The organism is Lacihabitans sp. LS3-19, from assembly GCF_024343575.1.
GTDB lineage: Bacteria > Bacteroidota > Bacteroidia > Cytophagales > Spirosomataceae > Leadbetterella.
In genome coordinates, this window is the sequence record NZ_RJUA01000120.1 from 149329 (window position 1) to 175439 (window position 26111).

General features: G+C 36.2%; 19 protein-coding genes. 10 read left to right on the top strand and 9 right to left on the bottom strand.

What is annotated here, in order from left to right; genetic code table 11:
* Window positions 1-18 precede the first annotated feature (18 nt).
* The 6 genes from EGI22_RS18275 to EGI22_RS18300 all read right to left on the bottom strand — a co-directional run bounded on the left by EGI22_RS18275 (window position 19) and on the right by EGI22_RS18300 (window position 8179).
* On the bottom strand, window positions 19-450 hold the full coding sequence (locus EGI22_RS18275) for a hypothetical protein (RefSeq protein ID WP_255069883.1): 432 nt from the start codon (window positions 448-450) through the stop codon (window positions 19-21).
* Window positions 451-536: 86 nt separating this feature from the next.
* Window positions 537-2129: a hypothetical protein gene (locus tag EGI22_RS18280; RefSeq protein WP_255069884.1), complete on the bottom strand. Its 1593-nt coding sequence runs from the start codon at window positions 2127-2129 to the stop codon at window positions 537-539.
* Window positions 2130-2147: 18 nt separating this feature from the next.
* A complete protein-coding gene (locus EGI22_RS18285) occupies window positions 2148-3263 on the bottom strand; it encodes an NAD(P)/FAD-dependent oxidoreductase (protein ID WP_255069885.1) in 1116 nt (371 codons plus the stop codon).
* A gap of 9 nt (window positions 3264-3272) precedes the next feature.
* Window positions 3273-3710, bottom strand: a complete 438-nt coding sequence (locus EGI22_RS18290; RefSeq protein ID WP_255069886.1) for a hypothetical protein — start codon at window positions 3708-3710, stop codon at window positions 3273-3275.
* Between the two features lie 2 nt (window positions 3711-3712).
* Window positions 3713-5914, bottom strand: coding sequence for a LodA/GoxA family CTQ-dependent oxidase (locus EGI22_RS18295; protein ID WP_255069887.1), 2202 nt, complete (start codon window positions 5912-5914; stop codon window positions 3713-3715).
* A 15-nt stretch (window positions 5915-5929) separates the two neighbouring features.
* The gene (locus EGI22_RS18300; protein ID WP_255069888.1) at window positions 5930-8179 is read right to left on the bottom strand and encodes a tyrosinase family protein; all 2250 of its coding nucleotides are present in this window, start codon (window positions 8177-8179) and stop codon (window positions 5930-5932) included.
* 939 nt (window positions 8180-9118) lie between these two features.
* Here EGI22_RS18300 and EGI22_RS18305 point away from each other — a divergent pair.
* The 7 genes from EGI22_RS18305 (at window position 9119) to EGI22_RS18335 (ending at window position 14920) form a co-directional block, all read left to right on the top strand.
* Window positions 9119-9721: a hypothetical protein gene (locus tag EGI22_RS18305; protein WP_255069889.1), complete on the top strand. Its 603-nt coding sequence runs from the start codon at window positions 9119-9121 to the stop codon at window positions 9719-9721.
* A 134-nt stretch (window positions 9722-9855) separates the two neighbouring features.
* On the top strand, window positions 9856-10362 hold the full coding sequence (locus EGI22_RS18310) for a PRC-barrel domain-containing protein (protein ID WP_255069890.1): 507 nt from the start codon (window positions 9856-9858) through the stop codon (window positions 10360-10362).
* A gap of 273 nt (window positions 10363-10635) precedes the next feature.
* Window positions 10636-11808: a hypothetical protein gene (locus EGI22_RS18315; RefSeq protein ID WP_255069891.1), complete on the top strand. Its 1173-nt coding sequence runs from the start codon at window positions 10636-10638 to the stop codon at window positions 11806-11808.
* Between the two features lie 30 nt (window positions 11809-11838).
* Window positions 11839-12153, top strand: coding sequence for an HPF/RaiA family ribosome-associated protein (locus EGI22_RS18320; RefSeq protein ID WP_255069892.1), 315 nt, complete (start codon window positions 11839-11841; stop codon window positions 12151-12153).
* Between the two features lie 237 nt (window positions 12154-12390).
* Window positions 12391-13062, top strand: coding sequence for a flavodoxin reductase (locus EGI22_RS18325; protein ID WP_255069893.1), 672 nt, complete (start codon window positions 12391-12393; stop codon window positions 13060-13062).
* A 10-nt stretch (window positions 13063-13072) separates the two neighbouring features.
* Complete coding sequence (locus tag EGI22_RS18330) at window positions 13073-13624, top strand: ferritin (RefSeq protein ID WP_255069894.1); 552 nt, start codon at window positions 13073-13075, stop codon at window positions 13622-13624.
* 27 nt (window positions 13625-13651) lie between these two features.
* Entirely contained in the window at window positions 13652-14920 is a 1269-nt protein-coding gene (locus EGI22_RS18335) for an NAD(P)/FAD-dependent oxidoreductase (RefSeq protein WP_255069895.1), read from the top strand.
* Window positions 14921-14958: 38 nt separating this feature from the next.
* On the opposite strand, the gene EGI22_RS18340 is transcribed toward EGI22_RS18335, so the two are convergent.
* Window positions 14959-15942, bottom strand: coding sequence for an exo-alpha-sialidase (locus EGI22_RS18340; RefSeq protein WP_255069896.1), 984 nt, complete (start codon window positions 15940-15942; stop codon window positions 14959-14961).
* 203 nt (window positions 15943-16145) lie between these two features.
* Between EGI22_RS18340 and EGI22_RS24185 the strand changes: the two genes are divergently transcribed.
* The gene (locus EGI22_RS24185) at window positions 16146-16352 is read left to right on the top strand and encodes an ATP-binding protein (protein ID WP_369010884.1); all 207 of its coding nucleotides are present in this window, start codon (window positions 16146-16148) and stop codon (window positions 16350-16352) included.
* A 410-nt stretch (window positions 16353-16762) separates the two neighbouring features.
* Here the strand turns inward: EGI22_RS24185 and EGI22_RS18345 are convergent, their stop codons facing one another.
* Together EGI22_RS18345 and EGI22_RS18350 are read right to left on the bottom strand one after the other, a co-directional pair.
* Entirely contained in the window at window positions 16763-17410 is a 648-nt protein-coding gene (locus EGI22_RS18345) for a response regulator transcription factor (RefSeq protein ID WP_255069897.1), read from the bottom strand.
* Between the two features lie 66 nt (window positions 17411-17476).
* Window positions 17477-20644 carry a two-component regulator propeller domain-containing protein gene (locus EGI22_RS18350; protein WP_255069898.1) on the bottom strand — a complete coding sequence of 1056 codons (3168 nt, stop codon included), beginning with the start codon at window positions 20642-20644 and terminating at the stop codon, window positions 17477-17479.
* A gap of 179 nt (window positions 20645-20823) precedes the next feature.
* Between EGI22_RS18350 and EGI22_RS18355 the strand changes: the two genes are divergently transcribed.
* Together EGI22_RS18355 and EGI22_RS18360 are read left to right on the top strand one after the other, a co-directional pair.
* Window positions 20824-24462, top strand: coding sequence for an FG-GAP-like repeat-containing protein (locus EGI22_RS18355; RefSeq protein ID WP_255069899.1), 3639 nt, complete (start codon window positions 20824-20826; stop codon window positions 24460-24462).
* A 16-nt stretch (window positions 24463-24478) separates the two neighbouring features.
* Window positions 24479-26047: a 3-coathanger stack domain-containing protein gene (locus tag EGI22_RS18360; protein WP_255069900.1), complete on the top strand. Its 1569-nt coding sequence runs from the start codon at window positions 24479-24481 to the stop codon at window positions 26045-26047.
* Window positions 26048-26111 lie beyond the last annotated feature (64 nt).

Sequence of the window (26111 nt, forward strand, 5' to 3'; positions counted from 1 at the left end):
ATTCTGTTTTAAAAACCATTACATCGGATTGAACTTGAATTTACCAGAAATTTTAGAATTAAATTTGATATTGCTGGCCATCATCAATAAGGAAATCAAGACTAACCAACCAATTTGTGAAAAATTCAGATATCGAACTGCAAATAAAAGACTCAAACCCACACCATATAAGGTGATATTTATCCAAGCTTTATTTTGAAAATGTCTTTTGAGGAGTAAAAAACTGCCGAATAGAAAGACCAATAATATGGCATATTTCCAGTTGGAATTGTACTTAATATGGTTCAAACCTATAAAACTAAAAAAAGAAGCATAGGCTGCCCAGCAGATGGGACACTTTGGAAACAAGAAAAGAAATATAGCGGAAACTATGTTTAGAGCATTCATTTTCTTAGTATCAGGAATTTTGGTGCTCGAACATGAACAAGTACTTTTTGCTTTATTTTCCATAAAATAAGTGTTTAAGTTTTAATAGAATTAGAAGCAAGCGAAGCAAATTGTCATTCGCTTCGCTTGCAATTTTCTTTAACGTTTATCTATTTTTTGGGTTTATACCATTGTGCTTTTTGCGTTAGTAGCCAACTGAAATCTCCTGACAACTGAGGCAAAGTGGTAGGCGTATTGTTTTTGCCAACACCGTTATAGATTCCCGCACTTGAATGGCAACCCATACAGCTTTCAGTTCCAAATACTTGAATATCGCTTTTGGGATTTGCTTCCATAAAAGCTGATGCCGGCTGGTTTCCTATTTGAAAAAATGTCTCCATTGTAATATTGGTCAAAAATGCCAAGTTCGGGTTTCCACCTGGCTTATTGGTTGCAGATTCAGGCAGTTTATAACCTTTTTCGGTACTATTAGCTGGCAAAACATTTTGGTCTATTGGGTATTGTGTATCAATGAGTTGGTAATATTGAAATACACTATTTTGTGATTTAAAATAAGCTTGCATTTCTTTATTTAAATCCTGCACTCTTACAGGAATATCAATCATGCGTTTTGCTTGTGTTTTGAATATATTGGTATTGGCATAAAATTTAGTGGGGTTATCCTTGATTAGCCAATAATTGCTGTGCTCATTTGAATTATAAGTAAAGGTAGTCGGAGTTCCATTGGCGTCTACCACATTGATATTAACGGGGCAAAGCTCACAATTAGGATCGGTCAGCGTAGGGTGAATAGTTTTTTTAATTCCATTGATATCCACTACATTCTGATCTAAGTTATCAATTTGTTCGAAAGTAGACCAAACCCACTGCTTGCCGGTAGGCGTTTTTTGGCTAATGTGAAAGCCAATCATTCCCAAATCTTTAATGACGAGTTTCTTGGTTTTTTCATCCACCACATAGCCTTTGTTTACAAAATATCTCTCTTTGATATCGGTTTCTTGGAGTACTTTCCAAGCAAATTTTATCTCTACAGCTCCAACTTGATTTGTTTTAAAATCTCCTGGAGGAAAATTGGCAATTTGATTTTTACTCGTAAATTCTATTTGACCATTGATATTGTACAACTTATTGGCTACTAGATATTCATATTCGGCTTTGTTCATCAAAACCTCATACAAAACCACGTTTCCGTTTTGGTCAAATAACTCACCTGCAAAGGCTTGGTCGGTTTCGTCAGCAAAGTTTCTAAACTTAGCCTTTCCTTTATGAGCCGGCGTTTCAGATGATAAATAAATCCTGATGTCTTCTTCGGCAACAGCCCCGTTTTCTAAGCCAAGGTCTTTACCAATTCTTTTACCATCCCATTTAGCTGGCTCACCACCGTCTGGACGATAAACTTGCATGGCCTCTTTCCAAGTAAGCCAATAAGGTTTGCCTTTATCCGTAAAACTAGGCATCGGTTTTTGGTCTTTGCCATAAGGCCAAAATATTGCTACTATTGCTTGCCAACTATATTTATTGAATGCCTGATTTAACTGATAATAATTATCATTTTTGGCTTTTAGCTCAGCTTGTAAAACAGGGTCTACGTCGACAGGAATATCTGGCGAAAGTGCAATGGGCGACTTTGTTGCTTCCGTTTGCTCTTTGCAAGATGAAGTAATAAAAAAGATTAAGACAAAAGGAACTAACAAGAAATAGAAAGGGCTTTTCCTTGTTTTAAAAAGTAATTTAGTTTTCATGTTTTTTTTGTTTTATGTTTAAAATGATTGTCTTCTTTTCCAAAAAAAATGATTTTTAAATCGTATTTCTTGGTTATAATAGGCTGTTTTTTTAGATTGATATGCTTCAAAATCTTGTTTTACAATATGCTCATATTTCTTTAATGCATTGACGTCTCCTTTCAAGTTATCACATATAGAAAATGCAGCAAATCTACTCATAATCAAAGACTTAAATATACCCAAAGAAGAAATAGGGTCGTAGCTTGAGGCGGCGTCTCCCACAGCTAACCAGCCTTTGCCGACTACGTTGTTTAAATACTGCGTATGTGCAGCCACAACTTTGATTTCTGAAATAACTTCTGCCCCTTTTATTCTTTTAAAAGTATAATTAGAATCCTTCATTAAATCGTCAAAAACCTCAGTTTTGCGGAATTGAAAATCATTGGCAATATCAGCATCAGTTAAATAACTCAAGACCAAGGTATCATTTGGTAAAGTAGCACTGTACCACCAACCCATGCTATTTGTTTCTATACAAGTACCATATTGAAGGTCAGTTTTAGGTATATTTTTTAAACTGTAATACCTATAAATTCCAATTAGCTGATCTTTTACTAGCTTACTGGCACCTTGGAGTTTTGAGAAAGCTGATTTTTTGCCTGTAGCATCAACAACAAACTTGGCAATGAATTGCTTTTCTTTTCCGTCTTGTTTGCATTTTAAATTCCATTTTTCACCTTCCCAGGCCGCATCATAGCAGCTAGTCTTATGAAAAAAAGTAACGCCTTTACTTTTGGCTTCATTTATCATAAATTGATCAAACAAACCTCTGTCTATGTTCCAGCCGTAGCCAAATGGCGAAAACAGGAATTCGTTGGTTTTCAGCTCAGAAGATCCCCAAGCTGAGGATGTACCAAAGGAGCGATTGAATCCCAAAGCATTAAAGTTTTCAAATATGCCCAAATGCTGTAATTGTTGGCCGGCATGCGGTGGTAATGTTTCGCCAACACGAAAAGCTTCTCCTACAAAACCATCACGCTCTAAAATCGCTATTTTTAGTGATTCTTGATGGTTTTTTAAAGCAATGGCAGTAGCACAACCAGCCACTCCACCGCCCAATATGACCACATCGTAGGTGAAACCTTCCTCCATTTTGTTAAGTTAATTTTGTTTTACGGCAATCCATTGAGCCACAACGCCAGCAGGTGCAGTGGATTGGCCTTGGTTACCCGTTGGATGAGGAATAACCCTAACTATTGTACCCACAATGGCAGGCCTTTGATCCACGCCGTTTACCCAATTGGGCACATAATATCCGACATAATTATAAATCCACTCAGCTCCTCCTACTATTCCTTTTCCTTGAAATTGTAAGGTAAATGGATTTCCGTAGCCGATAGAACCGGCAAGTTTCAGTTCCCAGCCTGGTCCGTATATCAATCCATCCAAGGTTTGCATTGGTCCTTCATTGATTTTTATGTTTCCTCTTCCAAATTCCAAGGAATCAAAATCTGCATCGATATTAGGATCACTTAAAAAACTTCTGTAGGTCCACAATCCAGTTAGGATTTCTGGAACACCAAAACTATTATTGCTCATGTTTATATGTTTTTTGTTCTTGTTATTTCTTGTCCCAGACTTAAATCCCCTGGTTTTACAGGATCGCCTAAGGCATCGTTGTTTCTTTCTATTTGGTAAAACCCGTTGTCACCTACAGGTCCGTTTTTGATTAAAAATCCAAGATCTTTCCAGGCTTGCACCATTTGCAAATCGCCTGCATTGTTGTCAGGGATTCCAGAAGCCCAATATACCTGAGGGTCATTGGCAGAATTAGAAACAACAATAGGTCTATGAGCTGGCCACCAAGGAATATTATAGGCAATTCGCTGCTGTATAGGGTCGCCAATAGAATCTAAATTCAAATTGTTCCACTTTTCGTAGGTGATATCTGTATCATTGTCGGTACACTCGTGAAAGTCTGCTTGCCATGGCACGCCAATGTATTTGGTTATATCACCTGGCTCCAAGCCTTTTGACAAATCGGGTGCGGCACTACCATCAATGTCTGCTATTGGTTTTGGTATTGTTAAGCCACCAGCCAAATAGGGGGCATGCTTAATGCGATAGGGTTCACTATAAATCGCGGGATTTTGCATGATCCACGACATTTCGCCGCCAGGACAAAACGCCCCGCCTAATGCAGTGCCAAGAACCCCTCGGTCTATTTCAACTCCTGTAGTTGGAGGTAAAGCCCATGGGTTTTTACAATTTGGATTGCTTTCTCCCCATTCCATACATTCATTTACAAATTTTCCTGCTGCCCATTGCTTTAAAAAGAATAGTTGGGTTTCTCTTACCGCCAAGAATTTTTCTGGTGCGGTATTGGAAAGCGGGTTGTTTCCACACAACATAGGCATGAGCCTAGGTTTATTGGGTGTTTTGCTTAAACTTTCAACAGTATATTGATTCAGCTGATTTTCTCCTCTCATTATACCCAGTATAAAAAGTCGAAGTTTTAGATTTGGATCTTGGCCATTGCTCGGTGGAATCGACAGTTTTTCAGGACTTAAATTACCGCCAGTTCCAGAGTTGTGAGGATCGCCGCCATCGCTTGGGTCAAAAACCATAGTATATGTGGTTTGCTCATATGGTCTACGGAATATTGGCCAAATATCTTTCCAAAACTTAGGGTAATAGTCAGGATTAAATTTGGCAGAATTCCTCCAAATATCTAATTCTTCTTGTGTTTTAGGGCTATTACTTGCTTTATCGAACGGTGGAACACCAAAAATCTGAGGGTTATAGGCTAGCTTTCGTACAAAAACATCGTGCATGGTCTCGTCCATCGTAATCATGTCTTCCATTTCGGGAATATACCTTGGATATCCAACTACCACCCACGAAGGTACCTGAACCTGCATCGTGCCTTTCGTAGGAGTTTCTATCTTTTTATCTCCGTCGTATGTTGTGGTCATAAAAGTGTATTCAATAGTGGCATTTACGGGTCCGTCAGAAATGTCATCAAACCAACCATCGTTATTGACAAAACTAGTAATTACAGGCGTTTTAGTAGATCCTGAGTTTCCATTGCCACCCAATACTATTAATCTGATTTTTTTGTCTTGTTCATTGACTATCAAATTTCCTAATGTTTCTATTGGATTAGGTTTGATATCATCAGGTGGAAACGACTGAGGATAAGCTACTTTCTTATTTTTGCTGAAATCATTTTTCTTACTCCCCGAGCCATATTTGGCAAATGCCCCTCTGTTTTGTTTAAGATTAACAGTTAATGGCCCTGGATCTGTTATTAACTGTCTTCGCAAGTCTGGCTGCGTAATCTCAGGGTTTCTAAGTGGGTGATTAGGGGCATAGCCCTGCTGTCCGTCTGTTTCTTTAAATTCATACCAAGACGATTTTTTATTAGCCAAATGAACGGTCCAGTCTATATCCGTAACTTTTCCCTTAACTACCACGGGTGCAGTTACAGAGTTTTGATAAATGAAATCATAGGTTCCGCCAATTTCAATTTCTTTTCCGTCTGTATCATTTTCATCCTTGTAGGCAAAAATCCTAAAGCGGGCTCCTTGTTTCAAAATTTTTGAAAGGTCGCCACCATCTTTAAAAGACTTAATTCTTATAGGATTTCCTTTTTCATCCATTTTTTCTCTTCCCATGTCATCACAGGCTATAGGCAAAGCACCTGGTTGCTCTGGTGATAGATAAAAGTTTTCATCTGAATTTCCCAATCTGGCGATACCGATACTTGGATGAATTTTAAAGTTTGTATATGAAATACTCATTTTTATTATTGATTTTTAGTCCATAAAATTTAAAGATACCCCTTCCATAAATACCGCATTGGTCTCTACTTGGCCATTTAAGCCAGTGACTACCAGCTGAACTGTGATGTTTTTATCCCCTTTATTTAAAACTCTATTAACCGCATCTGTCGCATCGATTTTATAGTTTCTAGGTTCATGATGTTGTAAGGGCCTATGGTCTGATATTCTGGTGTTTTCCAGCGGCAAGTTGCAGTGTCCTGGACCTCCATAACACGAGCCATTAAAAGTGTTGATTTCTTCAACAAAATTTTCGTTTCCGACAGTTGGCGTAGATGAATTGGCACCAGGGGTGTTTAAGAAAACGCGTATTCTTGCATTGAGCAAATTGCCACTTTGAACTCTATGCAATTTGATTTCAGCCTTCCTGTGCGTATCTAAAGTGTTTAAGGAAACTGGTGCTGGCTCACTTTTAAATTTTACTAAGCCCAAAGAATTATTGACTTTGTAAAAAACGGAGTCTTTCATGTATTGATAGCCTAACTTTTGAATACTCATAGAATCTTGCACATTTAAAGCCCAAGGAGCCAAAGAAGCGTTCATTTCTTGCGGTGTGCCGCTGTGAGATTCTTGCCAAACTGACCAAAGCCGATCTACATTAGAATGATGTCCCCAAAACAATGGATCAAAGGCAGTCACTCTATTGTCTGTCATCCAACCATATTGGGGATTCTCAAGACTCTGAGGGTCAGGATTTAAATTTAATTTTGTATATTTATCTACCCATTCCTTATTGGGTTTATTGTCGTTTGCATTTCCCGGAAAATTTGGATTAGTTCCTCCAGAGAAATTGTGCATTCCATTGTGTAGTTTTTCCAATGAACCAAAATGGTGGTCATAAGAAGGTCCACCTCCGAAATCTCCAAAATTATTAATAGTCAAAATCAAATCTACATCTTCTTTGGTAGGATAAGTAGATAGAGGACCCATAGAACCTGGCCATCTATTGGCAAACCAAAGAGGATTTACATCTAATAATACCTTATAAATTGCTCTGATTTTATCTGACCAAACGGCGGCATTGTTTTTATTGATGATTTCATATTCAATACCTGCTGCATTCAAAAACCTCAAACCTGAATTGAAAACCGTCCCCTTTTTTGTCAAAGATTCAAAAGCTGCAATTTCTTTGCTACTAAATAGTGTGTTGTTTGATGCAGTATTAGCATTTTTTAGGGACATTAGCCCTTTTGTATTTAAGAAACATCCATAAGCCTCTGGTATTACACCTAAATCGTATTTCGAATTATTGAATGATGTCTTATTTACATCACTGTAATCGGTATATGACCAATAGGGTAAAGATATATCTGGGTTGAAATCTTTTAGTTTTTGTTCGAAAAAATAAAGATACAACCTATGCCAAGTTACAAATTGTTCCCAACCATGCTGACAAGAATTGGTATGGATTCGTGCCCAATAATTAAAACTACGCTCGTCCTGCCAATAATCATTGAATTGGTTCATACAGCTCAAAGCCTCTCTGAAGGTTCTCAATTCTTCCGGATTTAAAGAGCTAATTTCTTTACGAATACTTAATCCTTTTGCCTCTTTTTGATCTACGTTGGTTTTGTTTAACGAAACTTTATGCAAGGCTTCACCATGTGCCAAAGCATGTAAAGTACTCCTAATTGATAACTGTGCTTGAATCGCCTTTCCTTCATTTTCCGACTCAATATCCAGTGGACAATCTGAATCTATCCAGTCTGCTATAGTTTTTATTTGATCTGCATTGGCTACATTTTGGGTATCCCAAAGTAACTTCGGAAACATTTGACCATCAAAAGGATATTCTCCTTTAAGTCCCAAAATTATGCCTGACTTTTCGCTTCTTTTAATTTGAGGACCGCCTCCTCCAGAACCACCTCCACCCGGACCACCCGATGGCCAACAACTGATAGAATTGTCAGGCATTTTCTCTAATGCTTCACCTTGGGTTTGGTTTTGCGAGCCACAGCAACTTTCGGTTTTTTCTGGGGCTACTGGTTGGATCGGGATTGCAGCATCCATTGTGGAACCACAGCATTTTTTTGTTTCCAAAATAGTACCTTCACCGTCTTTTGGAGCTATGAGCCGCTGGCCATACAATGAGGCATTTAAGAAAACATCAGGATTAAGCCAAAATGCATGTAAGCATTGATAGCTGGGTACTTTTTCGCCTTGTAGTTCATTAAGTATATCAACTACTTGACTATACTTTGACTTTAGGTTTGTTTCTTGATTCATATTTTTTTACAATAAATAACATTTAAATACTTCTTTATCAGAAAATTACGACCCAGTCTTATAAGCATTATTTTTAACAATTGAATTTTATTCAATTATTAAAAATTGCCTTTTTGTTTTTACTATTGGGTATTATTCTACAAATAAGAATTAGTCAAAAAAAGAATATTAAATACATCAAAGAATTTTCATACACACTTAATAAGGATGCATAAATGATGAATAATTAAATACGTCAGAGGCTTTACTATGAAGTTTTCATAAACACAGGTTTCATAAATAAACTCTATAGATTAGAATTATTTGGCATAGTAAACTTTGAATAAATCCGGCTGTCGATTTATTAGGTAAAACATTTATTAGCTTCATGACTTAATTTCTGATTGTAAAAGTATTCAGTTATTAAATTAAGAAACAGCGTATAAATACCCGTTTTATAAAAAATGGCTGAGTTCCTTTGGGAAAAATAATTTTCTTGTTTCTAGAAATAATTGCAGGAAATTTTTAAGATAAAAACCTTCAAATTCAATAGCCTTTTGAAAACAAAACAAAGAAAACTTAAACTATTTATTTGAAGCATTTTTAACTGTAGAAATTAGCATGAATTGAATCATTAAATAAGATGAAAAAATTCATTGTGCTTCAATAAGTTGGATAAGTTGAAAAGACGTTTATTCAGTATTTGAATAAATATTTTTTGTTTTTTATCTAGCCAACATATTTAGTATTTTATTAAATAGGTAAATAATCAACTCTTCTTATAAGGTTACTCTTAGCAATTTTAAATGCCAATTAAAAGTAAATTCACATTGGATATGTGTGAATGATGTAAGCTTTAACCATAGTTATGTAACGCTTCTACTTACATAGTTTCTGAACTTTGTGCTTTCAGAATTCGAGAGAAAACCAATTTTTTAAACCATTAAACTAAATAAAATCATGGCAGAAATAAAGATAGAACAGAAACAACAGATTTGGCCTTGGATTGTGGCCGGTCTAGCAATTTTAGCATTATTGATTTACTTCTTGGTATTTCGTGACAGCAAAAACAATTCAGAAACCGCAACAGAAGCAGTATATAACAGCAGCACATATGCACCTAATCTGATAGGGATAAATGAAAACAATGGCACTGTGGTGGCTTATGTAAATTTCGTTGAAGATTCCAAAAAACTAATGAGTCTAGATCATGCCTATACCAATGAGGCACTATTAAAACTTATAGGGGCCACGGAAGCAATGGCCAATGAAGTTGGCTTTGAGGTGCAGGCGGATATGGAAAAAGTGAAAGAATATTCAGAAATGATTACCGTTGACCCTTTTGAAACAACCCATGCGGACAATATTAGAAAAGCTGATGATATGCTTTCAAAAGTATTGCAGAACATACAAAAGGCTAAATATCCAAGTTTGGCGAGTGAGGTAGAAGATTTGAAAAATGCTTCAGAATCTATAAAACCGGGTATTCTGACCTTGGATCAAAAAGATGCCGTAAAAAATTATTTTGCTAAGGCAGCTGAGCTTCTTCAAAAAATGAATTAAGGGATTTTCTGAAAGAACAAAATATTCTGTACAAACCCCAAGCTTAAGTCAGCCGTTCCGGTTGTTCTGAAAACATGAGCCAAAAGAATTGAGTTTTTTTATTATTCCGAAATAATCCTTAAACAATTAAAATTATGACAGTTACAGAAAAAAATCTTTTTAATCTTGATGAATTGACAGATTACAAAGTAGCCGAAGGCTACAGCGATGTACGGGGCTGGGAAGTAAAAGATGCCAACGACAGAGTTGTTGGGAAAGTGGACCATCTTTTGGTTAGTAAATCTGCCGAACGCGTGGTGTATCTTGACGTGGAAGTTGATGAATCTTTAATAGAAGAAGGTTTTAAAACATATAAAGATGCCGCAAATGGTGGAGTGCATGAGTTTCTGAACAAGGAAGGTGAAAACCATTTGATTATACCTATCGGCATGGCAAAATTAGATAAGGAGAATAAAATAGTTAATACTGATAAGATAGATAGTGCGACCTTTTCCAAAGCAAAACGTTTTAAAAAAGGAGATGTCATAGACTTTGAATATGAAATGATTATTGTTGGCTATTATATGGGCGACCATACGATTCATGGAAAAAATACCTCAGGTGGTTTTTATGACCGAGAAGAGTTTAACTATTTGTTTTAATTGAAGATTTGGACTCCAACTCAATTTTAGATTCGAAATTAGCTTTTGAATATCTGGTACTTGAACTAAATTTTCAAATATAATCAATTCAAAAACAGAATCATCCAGCTATTTTATTACCTAAATAAAACCCATTCAAACTACTGAAAAATTTGAACTAGAATTTTTTTTTTCAAATTAGATTAACATAAATACTAACAATTTTTCCATTAAAAAAAAACAGCAAAGAGATTGTATTTCAGGTATTTATATAAATTTTAATCAAACCAAATCATGGAAATATTAAGTAAAAAAACATTGCTAGAGTTAAGGAAGGTAAATAGCGAAACCTGTATTTCCCTTTACATGCCTACGCATCTAACGCATCCCGAAAACCTGCAAGACCCAATTGAATACAAACATCTACTAAAGCAATTGGAAGGTTCTTTAATGCAAATATATACCTTAACAGAAGTCGCACAATACCTTGAACCATTTGAGTTGCTCATTAATAATAAAGACTTTTGGGATCATACTAGCCCGAGTATTGCGATTTTTAGTGCCAATGGAATATTTAAAATTATTGGTTTGCAAATGAGCTTTAAAAAACTAGCTATAGTGGCTGAAAGTTTCCATACAAAACCTCTCAGTCAATATTTACAAACTGTGGGCCGCTACCAAGTTTTAGGCTTAAGCCTTGATAGAATTCAACTTTTTGAGGGGAATAGGAATAGTTTGGTAGAAATTATGCTACCAGAAGAAATGCCAAAAACACTAACGGAAGTATTGGGCAAACAGCTTACAGAAAAGTATTCTACAACTGGATCATATGGAGGAGTACATGTTGGAGGCGAGGGTATGCATCACGGTGATGGAGGGAAAAAAGACCAAATTGATGTGGACACAGAGAAATTTTACCGATTTATAGACAAAGATTTATTAGAAAACTATTCTAAACCTTCTGGTCTTCCACTCATACTTGCGGCATTGCCAGAGCATCATTCGCTTTTCCATGAGGTTAGTAAAAATCCTTTTCTTTTAAAAGAGGGCATACTTAAAAATCCAGAATATATATCCGCTAATGTGTTGGCAGAAATGGCCTGGGAATTAATGGAGCCTGTATATCTTTTAAAAATCAAAAAACTAGGTGAGCAATATTCACTGGCAAAGGCTAATAAATTGGCAAGTGATGATTTAGAAATAATATCGGCGGCCGCTTCTACAGGCAGAGTAGCTACTTTAATTGTTGAGGCTGGAAAAATAATACCAGGCAAAATTACAAATAGTGATACAGGAGCAATAGAAAAAGGTTCAATAAATGACCCTGAGACAGATGATCTTTTGGATGATATTTCGACAATGTCTAATAAAATGGGAACGGAGGTCTTAGTCATTCAGGCCTCCGAAATGCCGACTAAACAGGTTTGGCTGCCATATTTCGATATTAATATATCAATAGGCAGATAGGGAATTTACAAATAAATAATCAATAAAATTATGACTGTTCAAATTAATACAGATAAAACCATAAGTGGGAGTAAGGAAAATATAAATCCATTTTTAACTCAGATAAAAGAAGGACTTAGCAGGTTTAGTTCGAATATAACCCGAATAGAAGTACATCTTTCTGACGAAAATGGGAAAAATGAGGGGCTGAACGACATACGCTGTATGATGGAAGCTAGGCAGGAGGGAAAGCAGCCAATTGCAGTAACAAATCAGGCAGATACCTCTGAGCAAGCAGTTAGTGGTGCTCTAGACAAACTCAAAACTTCGCTCGAAACTATAAGTGGGAAAGAAAGAAATTATTAAATCTTTAATATTGAGTCTGTTGCAGTAAAATTTACTTTACCAGAAATAAATTAGCTCTATGAAAAATTCATCAGTGAAAGATGAAATTTTTATAAAAAATAATCATCATTTTACCTAAGTTTAGATTATTTTATCAATAATATACACTTAAAAATTTTAGTCAAATGTAAAGGTTAATTCAATCTAAATACCTGACTATCAATAGACTATTTTTTAAACCATGAAAATTTAAATATTATGCAGCAACATATCGTAAAAATAGAAGCCATTAATCACGTCACACATGATGTTTTAAAAATTGTAACAGAAAAGCCTGAAAATTTCAGTTTCACACCTGGACAAGCCACTGAAATTTCTATTAATAAAAAGGGATGGAAAACTAAGAAAAATCCCTTCACTTTTACATGTTTGCCTGAAGATAGCTACCTCGAGTTTACTATCAAAACCTATCCGAAACACCAAAATGTGACTAACGAATTGCTTAAGCTAAAAATCCAAGACGAATTGATATTGCATTCGGTTTTTGGAGCGATTTCTTATCAAGGAGAGGGAACATTCATAGCTGGAGGGGCTGGGGTTACTCCATTTATTTCTATTTTCAGAGATCTGGAAGCAAAAAATAAAATTGGAAACAACAAACTAATCTTTGCCAATAAAAAAAAGGCTGATATTATTCTTGAAGCAGAATTCGACAAATTGCTAGGCTACAATTTTATCAATATACTGTCAGATGAAAAAGTAGAAGGTTATGCCAACGGATATATCACCGAAGATTTTATAAAAACCAACTGTGGCGGAATAGATAAACTGTTTTATCTGTGTGGACCACCGCCAATGATGGACGCCATCGAAAAGCAACTCGCTGATTTGGCTGTAAACAAAAAATCAATTATCAAAGAAGCATTTTAAATTAAATCAAATGAATACCAACAGACTTTCGAAAACTATAGAAGCGGCACTGAACGCACAAATCACCAAAGAAGCACATGCTTCTCAAATATACTTGTCTTTTGCCGCTTGGGCGTCAAGTCAAGGTTATGCAGGTATAGCAAATTTTCTTTTCAAACATGCACACGAAGAACGAAACCACATGATGAAAATATTGGAATATATCCTAAAAAGAGGTGCCAAAGTGGAGGTGACTTCTATTCCAAACCCTCCCGAAAACCCATTGAATTTGTATAATTGTTTCGAAAAAGTATTTGGCCAGGAAGTTGAAAATACAAAAGCTATATATAAAGTAGTTAAAAAAAGTCATGAAGAAGGAGACTGGGCCACTTGGAACTTTTTGCAATGGTTTGTAAACGAGCAAGTTGAAGAAGAAACTTTAGCTATGAATTTATTAGATAAAATAAAAATTGCCGGTGGAGAAAACATGAGCAACATGGCCCAATATTCTTTCGATAGAGATATTGAAAATACATCCCAAGAAATTACTCCAGCCCAAGATGTAACTACTGCAAATCCTTGAACATAAGCGTATTGTTTTTTTAATATTATGGTAATCAAAACGAAAATCGTTGTAGTTGGGGCAGGGTTTGCAGGTTTAAAGCTTGTGCAAAAACTAGATGAAAATTTGTTTGATATTTTGCTAATTGACAAAATCAATCACCATCAATTCCAACCCTTGTTTTATCAAGTTGCTACTTCGCAGCTAGATCCTTCCAGTATTTCATTCCCTTTAAGAAGCATATTTAAAAATAACAATAGCGTTCAAATTAGACTAGCGGAGGTTTTGAGCATTGATGAGGAAAACAATAAAATAAAAACAAACATCGGGGATTTTGATTATGATTATTTGGTGATTGCAATAGGATGTAAGACAATTTTTTTTGGAAACAACGAGATTTCCAAGCATTCATTTACTTTAAAAACCACTTATGATGCCATAATTATTCGGAATCACATTTTGCAAACTTTTGAGAATATTATATCTGCCAAAGAGGAAGACAAAGAAAGTTTGTTTAATCTGGTAATTGTAGGGGCAGGGCCAACTGGAGTGGAAATGGCAGGGGCTTTTTCGGAAATTAAAAAAAATATTTTACCCAAAGATTACCATGGAATAGATTTTTCAAGATTCAAAATCATATTGATAGAAGGCACAAAAAATACTTTAAATAATATGAGTGAAAATGCAAAAATCGCTTCTCAGAAATATCTGCTCGAAATGGGCGTAAGTTTTATAGCAGAAACGATTGTTAAAAGTTATGATGGTGATACTATATCTTTATTTAATGGAGAAAATATCAAATCAAAAACAGTTATATGGACAGCCGGAGTGACAGGAAACGTAATAGAAGGAATGCCAGCTACTTGTTTTGCACCATCAAATAGAATAAAAGTAAACCGAATTAATAAAGTGGAAGGAAGCAGGAATATTTTTGCATTGGGCGATATTGCCTTTATGGAAACACTTGCTTTTCCGAAAGGACATCCACAGTTAGCAAATGTGGCCATTAACCAAGCGAAGAATTTAGCTAAGAATTTCAAGAAAATACAAGAAGGAAAAGATACATTAGTTTATGAATACAAGGACCTTGGCTCTATGGCTACCATTGGCAGAAATAAGGCGGTGGTAGACTTACCTTTTATAAAGTTCAATGGCTATTTCGCTTGGTTGATTTGGATGTTTCTTCATCTTATGCTAATCTTAAGTGTCAAAAACAAACTAATTATTTTTATAAATTGGGCATGGGCCTATTTTTCAACAGATACCTCTCTTCGTTTAATATTACCTCAAAGTAATAAAGAACCAACAGAAGCTTAATATTTGGTTTTCCTTTACTTTAGCAATTCTAAGCCATTTCAACAACCTCCCGCTTTTGGAATAGCATAAATTATATTACCCATAGAGTATACACTAAATACCTTATTTCCTATGGCAGGCAATATTAAGTCCCAATTTCTCCCTTTATTTGGTGACCTAAAAATTCCCTTTGGATGGCCACAATAAAGGTAATTATCAACTTGCAAAATGTTTGCGATTAGGTCATGAGGAGGAAGGTCTTCGTCTATAGTTTGCCAAGTTTTACCAGTATCATGAGACGTGCGTACTCTTCTGGTCTTCGTAATAGTATTATAAGAAATAGCGGCAAATCCATCTTTGATAATGGCCACATCTATGCCTACTCCACCTTCACTTATCACTACATTCCAGTTTTCTCCATCGTCAGTCGAACGTATTATTCCATTTTGGCTTGTCGCTACCAACACTCCTTTTGACTCCACAATTTTTATTACCCAACCTTTTTCAAGCACTTTCTTCCAGGTTTTGCCCTCATTTGTTGATTTAAAAAGCCCATTGTCTGTGCCTATTAATACCGCACCGCTGTTTGTTTCATATACTGTCCTAAGATTTTTTTCATAAAAAGTGGGATAGGGAGATGCCCATGAATTGTCAGAAAAATGTTTTTTTGAAATTATGCCATCATATCTAATAGCATACAATCCAGTTTTACAAACAGCTACATCTCCTAAATCTTTCATAGAATATGCCTTAGTCCATATAGGTGTAGAGAAATCAGACTTCCTTTGAAATATTTCATTGCCAGCATGGATAAAAAGATCTTTTTCGAAGGAGAAAAAATCATAATTCTCCATATTATCTGGCAAACCTTTACTAATATCTTGCCAAGTCTTTCCATTGTCTATTGATTGAAAAATAACATTTTTTACTCCAGACTCAGTATTGAATTTTGCATTTGAGCCTGCCACATTAGAAACTAAAAAATTCGAAGTCTTAGCAAAATACAAAAGGATGGCAATTGAAAATAACTTTAGAATATTCATGTAAATAAAAATTTCGTGAAATAATGAGGTAAAGGTATAATTCCTAAAACTTTGACATTGATGTATTTTGTAAAAAAATGTAAAAGGAATGTAAAAATGATATTGGCAAGTTCCGAAAAAAAATCAAAACTAAGTTCAACTCAAAAAAATATTTGGATTAGGTATAAATCACCATTTCTAAAAAAATAATGTAGCTTCTATCAATTTCAAAACTCCTGCAACTTCTTCAGCTGTCAAAAGGCGATGGCTCATTAATTAAAGAACTTACCAAAATAGAAAAAGTGCAACTAATAATCCTGGATGATTGGGGTATGCAACCATTAGACATCCAAACCAAACTCTATTTACTTCAAATATTGAAGATTGACATAGGGAAAGCTCAATTATATTGGCAACGCAATTTCCAGTAGTAACTTGGTTTAAATATAAAATTTAATCAAAATTGGAAATCGCCAAACCTAATAACTTATACCCCTCGACAATATTTTAAAATATTGATTTTTAGTACTTTAAGCCGAGTCTTTGGCTTGTTTAATTTAAGGAATGAAAATTTATCCAAATGGGGATTTTCGAAAGTAAATACATTAGAATTGATTTTTTCTTTTTAGAAAGAAAACAAAAAATACTCTCTTAAGAAAAAATGACGCGGATATTTACAATTAATTTTTAATCTGATTTGGACATTTTTGGAAGTTAGCAAAAGCTCAAAAAAGGTAAATACTTAAAATAATTTGAACCATAATAACATCAATATACTTAAAATAAGACTAAGTTTAAAACACCCTTTAATTAATATAAGGACAGTTGTTTTTATAGGGAATTATTCCATTTTTATAAGTCCTTTATTGATTGCGATAGAGACAGCCCCTCCGACTGACTCAACTTTGAGTTTGGCATAGATATTAGAGATATGGGTATTTACAGTAGCGTATGAAATAAAACAAGCCTCGGCTATCATTTTATAACTGTATCCCATTGCTAAAAATTTTAAAATTTCAAGTTCCCTTTTGGTTAGTTCAAAATCTGATTTACGAAATATTTTGTCTGGTATTTTTATAAGAGATAATACTTTTTTGGCAATTGTTGGACTCATGGGAGCTCCACCTTCCATTACTTCACGCATACCATCTAATAATTTATTGGGAGCAGTCTGCTTGAGTATATAACCGTCAGCTCCAGCACAAATGGCTCTAAATACCTTATCGTTGTCCTCAAAAACAGTCTGCATAATAATTTTAAGGGTGGGATATTCAGTTCTTATTATCTTCACACCATCAATCCCATTTACATGAGGCATATCAATATCCATCAGCACTAAATCGGGCTGACTTTTGGCAATTTTATCCAAAACTTGTCGGCAATCTTCAAACTCTCCCACACATTCCATGTCATCAATCATTGAGATTAATGTTCTTAAGCTATCTCGACGACTTTTATTATCATCAAAAATTACTATTCTATATTTCATAAACAAAAGTAGATTAATTAACCTTTTCTAAAAATCATTGATTATAATGATTTTTATAGCTATTTATCATACATTTATACAAAACTGAACGCTTGTTCCTTCTTTTGGACTTGAAAGGATACTAATTGTACCACCAGATTCTTTTGCCCTTGAATGCATATTTGTAAAACCATTACCTCCCATTTTGGGCTCAAAATTATTTTCACCTACCAGTCCCTTTCCATTATCGGATACAAAAAGAGTTAATTTTTTGTTTGTTATTGACAATTTAATACTCAAATGGGTGCAATCTGAATGTTTCAACGAGTTGTTAACAGCCTCTTTAAAAATTAGATATAAGTTTTTTCGCTGTAACATGCTGATTTGAATTTTGTGATTATCTAAATTATTCTCAAAATTAAGTTTAATATGCGTCGCTTCTGTAACCGAAGAAGCATAAGCTCTCATGCGATTTATCAAATTTTCAAATGAATCATTAGCTGGGTTTATGCTCCAAACAATATCGTTCATTGTCGCCATCATATTGATGGTGCTATCAGATATTTTATCAATAATTTCTGATTGTTTTTTGGGCAAATTATTAAATGACTTTGATAGTGCAGAGCTATAAATGCTAACGCTACTGAGTGTAGAGCCGATTTCGTCATGTAAATCTTGGGCAATACGATTACGGAGTTTTTCCAACTCAACAGCTTTTGAAACCCTATTTTGAAAAAACGAATAAAGTAAGGCTAAAAAACCAATAGAAAGAATGGTATAAAACCACCAAGTTTGCCACCAAGCGGGCTTAATAACTAACTGCATTTGGGCTGGTTTGCTCCATACGCCATTGCCGTTCTGCCCTGAAACCATAAAAGTATAGGTACCTGGGCTAAGATTGGTAAAAATAGCTTCGTTTTTGTTTCCATTGTCAACCCAATCGTTATATAACCCTACCAACTTATATCTATAATAATTAGATGAAGGGTTTTTAAGGTCTAACAAAGCATAATTGAAACTTACCATACTTTGATTGTGCTGTAATGTGATTTTTTTGGTGTACTCTATTGCTTTGCTTATAATTGGCTCTTTTAGTTTATCTTGATTTTCAATTCCTATTTCTTTGTTCAAGATTTTAAGCCCATTAATCACAATTTTTGCAGGGGGTGTTAAATTGTAAAAATCTTCGGGATTGAAATGAATATTAAATCCAACTCCGCCAAGATATATTTCGCCTGTATTTGATTTACTAAATTGATAGCGATTGAATTCATTTCCTTCCAAACCATGCGATTTATCAAAGTTTCGACATATCAATGTATTTGGATTAAAAAGGCAAAATCCATTGTTGGTACTCAGCCATAAATTTTTATGTTTGTCACTTTGAATCGAATAGATTACATTGTTTGGCAAGCCATTTTTAATAGTAAAAATCGTTATGATGCCTGTTGTTTTATCAAGTCTATTTAGTCCGCCGCCCTCTGTACCTATCCAAATATATTTTTGAGGTTGATTTGGGTCAAGGCATACACTTAGTAATTTATTCAACGACAGAGATTTGTTTTTTTCTCCGCCTTCGCTATATACTGTCCATTGACCCGTTTCGGGTGAAAGTGCAAATAAGCCCATGGTGGTTGCCAACCAAATTGTTCCGTCTTGGTCTTCGGCCCAATCACTAACTGTTCTTTGTTCTGAAGGTGATTTTTGAAGAATTGGAAGGATAAATTCTTTAGTCGTTTTACCACCCTCAAATAAATATATTTTAGCAGTATCTAATCTGCTATGTTCTGCTGCCCAAATTCGATTTTTTTTGTCTGAAAAAATAGGCTGAAAATCTCTGAATCCGTTATCAGAAACGGTTGATTTTTTTTCTTTCATTATGCTGTAAGCTCCAGAAAAAGCATCCATTTTAAAAATCACAGTGTTTTTATTCAATATATTGCTCATTGCATACCAATAATTGCCATTGCCATCTACAGCAAAATGTTCTTTATATTCAGAATTTCTAAAACCTTTTCCAAACAAGTCTGTCCGTTCAATCTTATTAGCCCAATCTGCAATTAACATGGGGTCGTAAACTGCATTGAGTCCTTTTTTTGAAATGCGAAAGGGCCACGCATAGTAAAAGTTTTTGGTGGAATAAGGTTTTATTTTTTTGAAATAAATATAGGTTGGTGATATTTTAAACAAACCCCAGCCATTTGACCCCAGCCAAATGTTTCCTTGGTTATCTACTTTTGATTTAAGCATGATTGTACCATCATTCAAACCAATTGACGTTGGCTCAACTAATTCAAATGATGCAGTTTTCGTGTTAATCCTAAGGTAATATTTATTTTTAGAAGTCGACCAAATATTCCCTTCACGGTCGGCAAATATCAAGTTTGAAAATGAAAAAGGTGAAGGCAAGACAAGCCATGGCAAAAATTTATTTGTAGTATTATCAAATTGTAATATGCTATTTTCCAATACTAAACACATTTGTTTGGTATGAGGGTTTTCCCATAACCTTTCTGTTGTTAAGAAATCATTTTGTAGCGGTTTATCTATCAATATATGCTCTAAACCTTTTGCTGAATAGCGAAAAATGTTTTTCCCACTTTTTATCCAAATCAAACCATTAGATTGACAAATTATACTTTTATTCTTAAAATTACCTTGAAAAGCACTATTAAGACCAGGGTACAAATCTTCAATTTCTCTTAAATGAATGCTTTTTTTTGATGTATTTAATTCAATTATTTTTAAATTTTCACCAATCCATACAATTATACGACCATTGCCAACACTTTGTATCGAAGCAATATTATGTAAACCTGAGCCTTTCTCCTTTAATTGATTTAGACTTACATGAGTAAAAGTTTCTGTGCTTGGGTCAAAGCAATCTAAACCGCTGTTATAAGTGCCTACCCAAATTCGATTTTTTTCATCTACATATAAGGCTGATACAAAATTATCGGCTATAGATTTTGTGTCTTTTGGTGTATGTCGATAAACTTTGAAAGAAATACCATCAAAACGGTTCAAGCCTTCTTTGGTAGCTACATATAGGTAGCCCAATTTGTCAACTACCATTTCATTTATCATACCCTGAGATAACCCCTCGGCTGTAGATAAATGTTGCATCGCTATTTCCCTGATTTCACTGGAAGATTGATGTAAAACTTTTTGCTGGGCAAAAAGATTGACAGCACCTGCAAAAATCAAAAAAGAGGTAATTGTAATCCTTGAAAGAAGCACAATAAATGGTTTCATATTTTGCAATTAGAATTCGTGTTCATCAAAGCTCATTAAAATCAATATTAATCAAAACTCATTGGTATCAATGATTTTTCACAACAATATTAATCAAAAATCAATAGAATCAACGATTGTCAGTGGTATTGTTTCAAGATATTTTTGCAATAAAAAACAGTTTATGTACGATACCTATCATGAAAACTCGTTTATTTCTAAGACTCAAAAGTGCAATAACCATCTTACTGTGTTTGGCGGTGATGCCAAGTTTTGCACAAACCTTAGGCACTTATGCTGATGTGAGTGTGGTGGCGGGTCAAAATACCACCGTTACACCTTCGGTAGCCCCTACGGGTGCCAGCAGTATCACTGCTTCGACAACCAACTTTACGGGGTTATTGACTGTAGATCCTACCACAGGTGTCGTACGCATCACTGATGCCAAACAGGCAGGAACTTATCGCGTAACGGTGAGGATATCCAACACCAATGTTACCAGCACTTTCATCTTGACTGTTACCAAGCCTATTTGTAGCCCAGGCTCTTTTACCCCCACCAATGTAGCGACTGGTGGTTCCCAATCGGTGGCTATTGGCGATTTTAATGGCGATGGTAAACAGGATGTTGCCCTATCAACTGGAGGTAACATTTCCATCCGCTTGGGCGATGGGTTGGGTGGATTCACCAGTAGTCCCGATGTACGTGCTGATGGAATTAGTTCGATGGCTATTGGTGATTTCAATGGCGATGGTAATCAGGATATTGCCTATATCAGCGTTTACACCTTTTCCATCCTCTTGGGCAATGGGTCGGGTGGATTCAGCAGTAGTTACATTCAAAGTTTTCATGGATTTGGAACTATTAATTCGTTCGCTATTTGTGATTTCAATGGCGATGGTAATCAGGATTTTGCCATAGCAGCTACTAACTTTAATGGAATCACCTATGCTGGAGTTAAAATATTTTACGGCACTGGCACAGGCGGGGTCTCTAGTACCACCAATGTAGATATCGATAATGGAATTGGCAACGAACTTTGGTCGTTGGCTATTGGTGATTTCAATGGCGATGGTAAGCAGGATATTGTCACGATTTTCCGCGAAGGTGGCCTTTACGTTATCTTTGGCGATGGGTTGGGTGGATTTACCATGGGTGTCAACCCTTTTGTGTATGGTTCAGAATCGTTGGCTATTGGCGATTTCAATGCCGATGGCAAGCAAGATATTGCCAAAGTAAAGAATATGTCGAGCCAACTTGAGATCCTATTAGGCAATGGTGGGGTATCCTTTGATTATGGATTTATTCCTAATTCAATTTTTAATCCGGATCTTCTCTCGGTGGCTGTCGGTGACTTCAATGGCGATGGTAAGCAGGACATTGTTGTGAGCCACTCTTCTTCAAATAATATTTCCATCCTCTTTGGCGATGGACTGGGGGGCTTCACGGTCCCTACTGAGGTATATGTCGGTATTTCTGCTAACTCGTTGGCTATTGGCGATTTCAATGGCGATGGAATGCAGGATATTGCTTACGGAAATTCTGATCCTGGTAGCGTTTCTATCCTTTTGGGTAATGGGTCGGAAAATATGGCTGAAATCAACCTACAAGGCAATGCCACCACCATTACCAATGGCGACAATACCCCCACTGTAAACGACCATACCGACTTTGGTGTAGTAAGTGTGGGTAATAACTTAGTGCGTAGCTTTACCATTCAAAATACTGGTGGTCTCGCACCATTGACTATTCCCACAGGGGCTATCACTCTAACAGGCACCGATGCCAACTTGTTTACGTTGGGGGGGATAACCCTACCTACTACCATAGCTGCGGGTGATTCGGCAACTTTTACCATCACATTTGCACCCAATACAACAGGACTTAAAACAGCTATGGTCAATATAATAAATGACGATTGCGACGTAAATCTATACAAATTTGCCATTCAAGGGGGACCAGCACCCACCTTAGGTTCTTATCCTAACGTGAGTGTGATAGCAGGTCAAAACACCACCGTTACCCCATCGGCTGCCCCAACACATGCCAGCAATATCACAGCCAAAACCAACACCAACTTTACGGGGGTATTGTCAGTAGATGCTACCACAGGCGTGGTACGCATAACCGATGCCAAACAAACAGGAAGTTTTGTAGTAACCGTTCAAGTACCCGACACATATACTATAAGCATGTTCACCTTGACTGTTACCAACCCTCTTTGTAGCCCAGGCACTTTCTCATCCCCCACCAATGTAGCGGTCGGGACTCAACCCCAGTCGGCGGCTATTGGCGATTTCAACGGTGATGGCAAGCATGACATCGCTACAGCAAATTATGGATCAGCCAACGTTTCCATCCTTTTGGGCAATGGCACAAGTGGATTCAGCAGTAGTCCTAATGTAACTGTTGGTACTAATCCTCGCTCGGTGGCCGTCGGCGATTTCAATGGCGATGGCAAGCATGACATTGTTACAGCCAACTATAATTCGAATGATATTTCCATTCGATTAGGAGATGGTTTAGGTAGCTTCAGTAGTCCTACCATAGCCGAGATAAGTGTTGGTACCAAACCTCGCTCGGTAGCTATTGGCGATTTTAATAGCGATGGCAAGCAGGATATAGCGGTTGTAAACGAGGGTTCTGCCAACGTTTCTATCCTTTTGGGCAATGGGTCGAGTGGTTTCAGCATCGTATCTACAGTAAATGTGGGCAATACGCCCAGGTCGGTAGCCATTGGCGATTTTAATAAGGATGGTAAGCAGGATATGGTCATAGCCATCGTTGGACCAAATACTACTAGTACTATCCTTTTGGGCGATGGGTCGGGTGGCTTCACAGCCGCCCCTCCTGGACTTGTTAGTGGTACTTCGGTAGCGATTGGTGATTTCAATGGCGATGGCTGGCAGGATATTGCAACATTACATGAAACTTTAAATACTGTTTCCATTAGCATGGGTGATGGCTTGGGTGGTTTCACAGTCGCCCCTGATGTACTTGTCGGTGGTTATACTTACTCGGTAGCGATTGGTGATTTCAATGGCGATGGCAAGCAGGATATTGCTACCGCAAATTTGAATTCAAATACGCTTTCCATCCGTTTGGGCGATGGCACGGGCAATTTCACGGGTAGCACCGACATAACCCTCGGTACAAGACCTATTTCGGCAATTATGGGCGATTTTAATGGCGATGGTAAGCAGGATATAGCGGTCTCTAATGGTGGTTCAAACAATGTTTACATTGTGTTAGGTACTGGAACGGGAAATTTGGCTGAAATCAACCTACAAGGTAATGCTACCAACATTGTCGATGGCGACAATACACCCACTGCCAGCGACCATACGGATTTTGGTTTGGTAAGAATAGGTAATAGCTTTGTGCGTACCTTTACCATTCAAAACACAGGTACAGACCCATTGACCGTTCCCGCAGGGGGAATTACTTTAACAGGTACTGATGCGTCTTTGTTTACGGTTGGCGGCATCACGCTACCCACTACCATTGCCGCAGCAGGGTCAGTTACATTTACTTTGACCTTTGCCCCCGCCACCATAGGACTTAAAACAGCTATGGTCAATATTGCCAATGATGACTGCGATAAGAATATTTACAATTTTGTAGTGCAGGGAAGAGGTACGACAGGGTGCGGGAACATCACTTTAACCAGTTCGATTAATTCAGGGTCTTCTGTAAATTATACCGAATTAGAGATTACGGCTACTAATCAAGTGTCAAATGCCACGGTTAATTATCAAGCCAGTAAATCGGTTACGTTACTGCCTGGTTTTAGTGCTACGGGCAATACATTCATAGCAAAAATTGGTGGTTGTAATTGATTGTAAGAATTTTAACATGTATTCTTTAAAATCAAGAAACACCAAAATCGAAATTTTAATACCCCAAGAAACATCAGACCCAAGCGGTACGCAAGTAAAATGGGATATATCTACGCTTACTGATGGACGTTATAATTTTAGATTAAAACTGCTTTGCTCTACCAATGTAATTTATACACCGACTGTATCAGGAGTAATTGACCGCATTGCTTCAATTTTGTTTGGCAACCCAGAACCAACGGATGATTATTATGTCATTGTCGACCAAATTTCGGCCACATACAACGAAACATTAGGCTGTGCAAATATGAATAATACGAATTTAGTTCTAAAGAATCTGAAAACTAATAGCATTATTCCTGCACAATTTGGTTGTTATGAAAATAAAGTTATGATTGTGCCATTAAGTAGCATGGGGGCTGTGAACGATAGCATGAGAGTAACATTACAAAATATTCGTGATTTAGCAGACAACATAAAAACTACTCCTGATTCATGGGTTTTCATTCTTGGAAGTTCGGTAGCAGAAACAGGAAATAAAGCAGTTTCGCTCAACTCATCAAATGTCATTGCGAGCAGCCAAACAGAGGGTCCTTTAGCAGCTAATGTTTCTATTTCAATGATGGAAAATGACACAACACCTACTTTAGATTTCTATTTTAATTTACCTGCCAATGCTCCAAATGATTACTTGATTAACTATTCAATTTCGGGGAGAGCCAATCCAAGTAATGATTATACTGTTTCATTTTTTCCTAATAATTTCCCTAATGGAAGAAAGATAAATTCTAATAAGTTTAATGGAACTTATGGTACAATTACAATTTTATCGGGCCAAAAAACGGCTAAATTATCAATTGACCCAACTGGTGATAGTATTTTTGAAGGAGATGAAACCATCATTATTACCGTTAACGAAGGTGGCGATTATGGCATCGGTGCAAGCTATACCATGACAGGCACTATTCTCAATGACGATGCCGATGATTGTTTGAACGGTGGAAATGTGTATGTATTGACTAATAATAATGCGGGAAGCACTGCCATAGTAGGTTGTACATATCATAAATCATTGTTAGAAACAGTAGGAACCGTTGAACCTCCAAGCAATGTAACAATGAAGGCTGCCAAATCAGTAACAGTGAATCCTGGATTTAAAGTAAATGCTGGAAGCATTTTTACTGTGAGTATTGAATGCTGCCCTCCAGCACCCGCAACATTTAGTGTTCCTATCACTGAAACCAAAAATCTAACTTCGAATAATGTTTTGGTGGCTTCAACCAATGAAGGTATAACAACCTCAGTTGCCGAACCTTTATCAGCCATCAAATTTGAACCAGCTATTTTTGCTGCCGTTAATGACAAGAAAGTATTTTTTGAGTTTAAATTAGATAAAAACGAGAATGTTACACTCGTTCTCTTGAATGATTACGCTGGTGAAAAAATGAGGATTATAGACGGGGAAAACTACAAAGCGGGGGTATATAATGTAGAAATTGAGACTTCAACCCTAAAAAAAGGCGACTATTATTTAAAATTAACTACAAGAGATAAGAAAACATACCAAAAAATAACATTAAATTAAAAATGATGGAATTTCAAAAATGTAAAATTAAAAATACCATTTCTTTAAAACATTTCAGATTAAA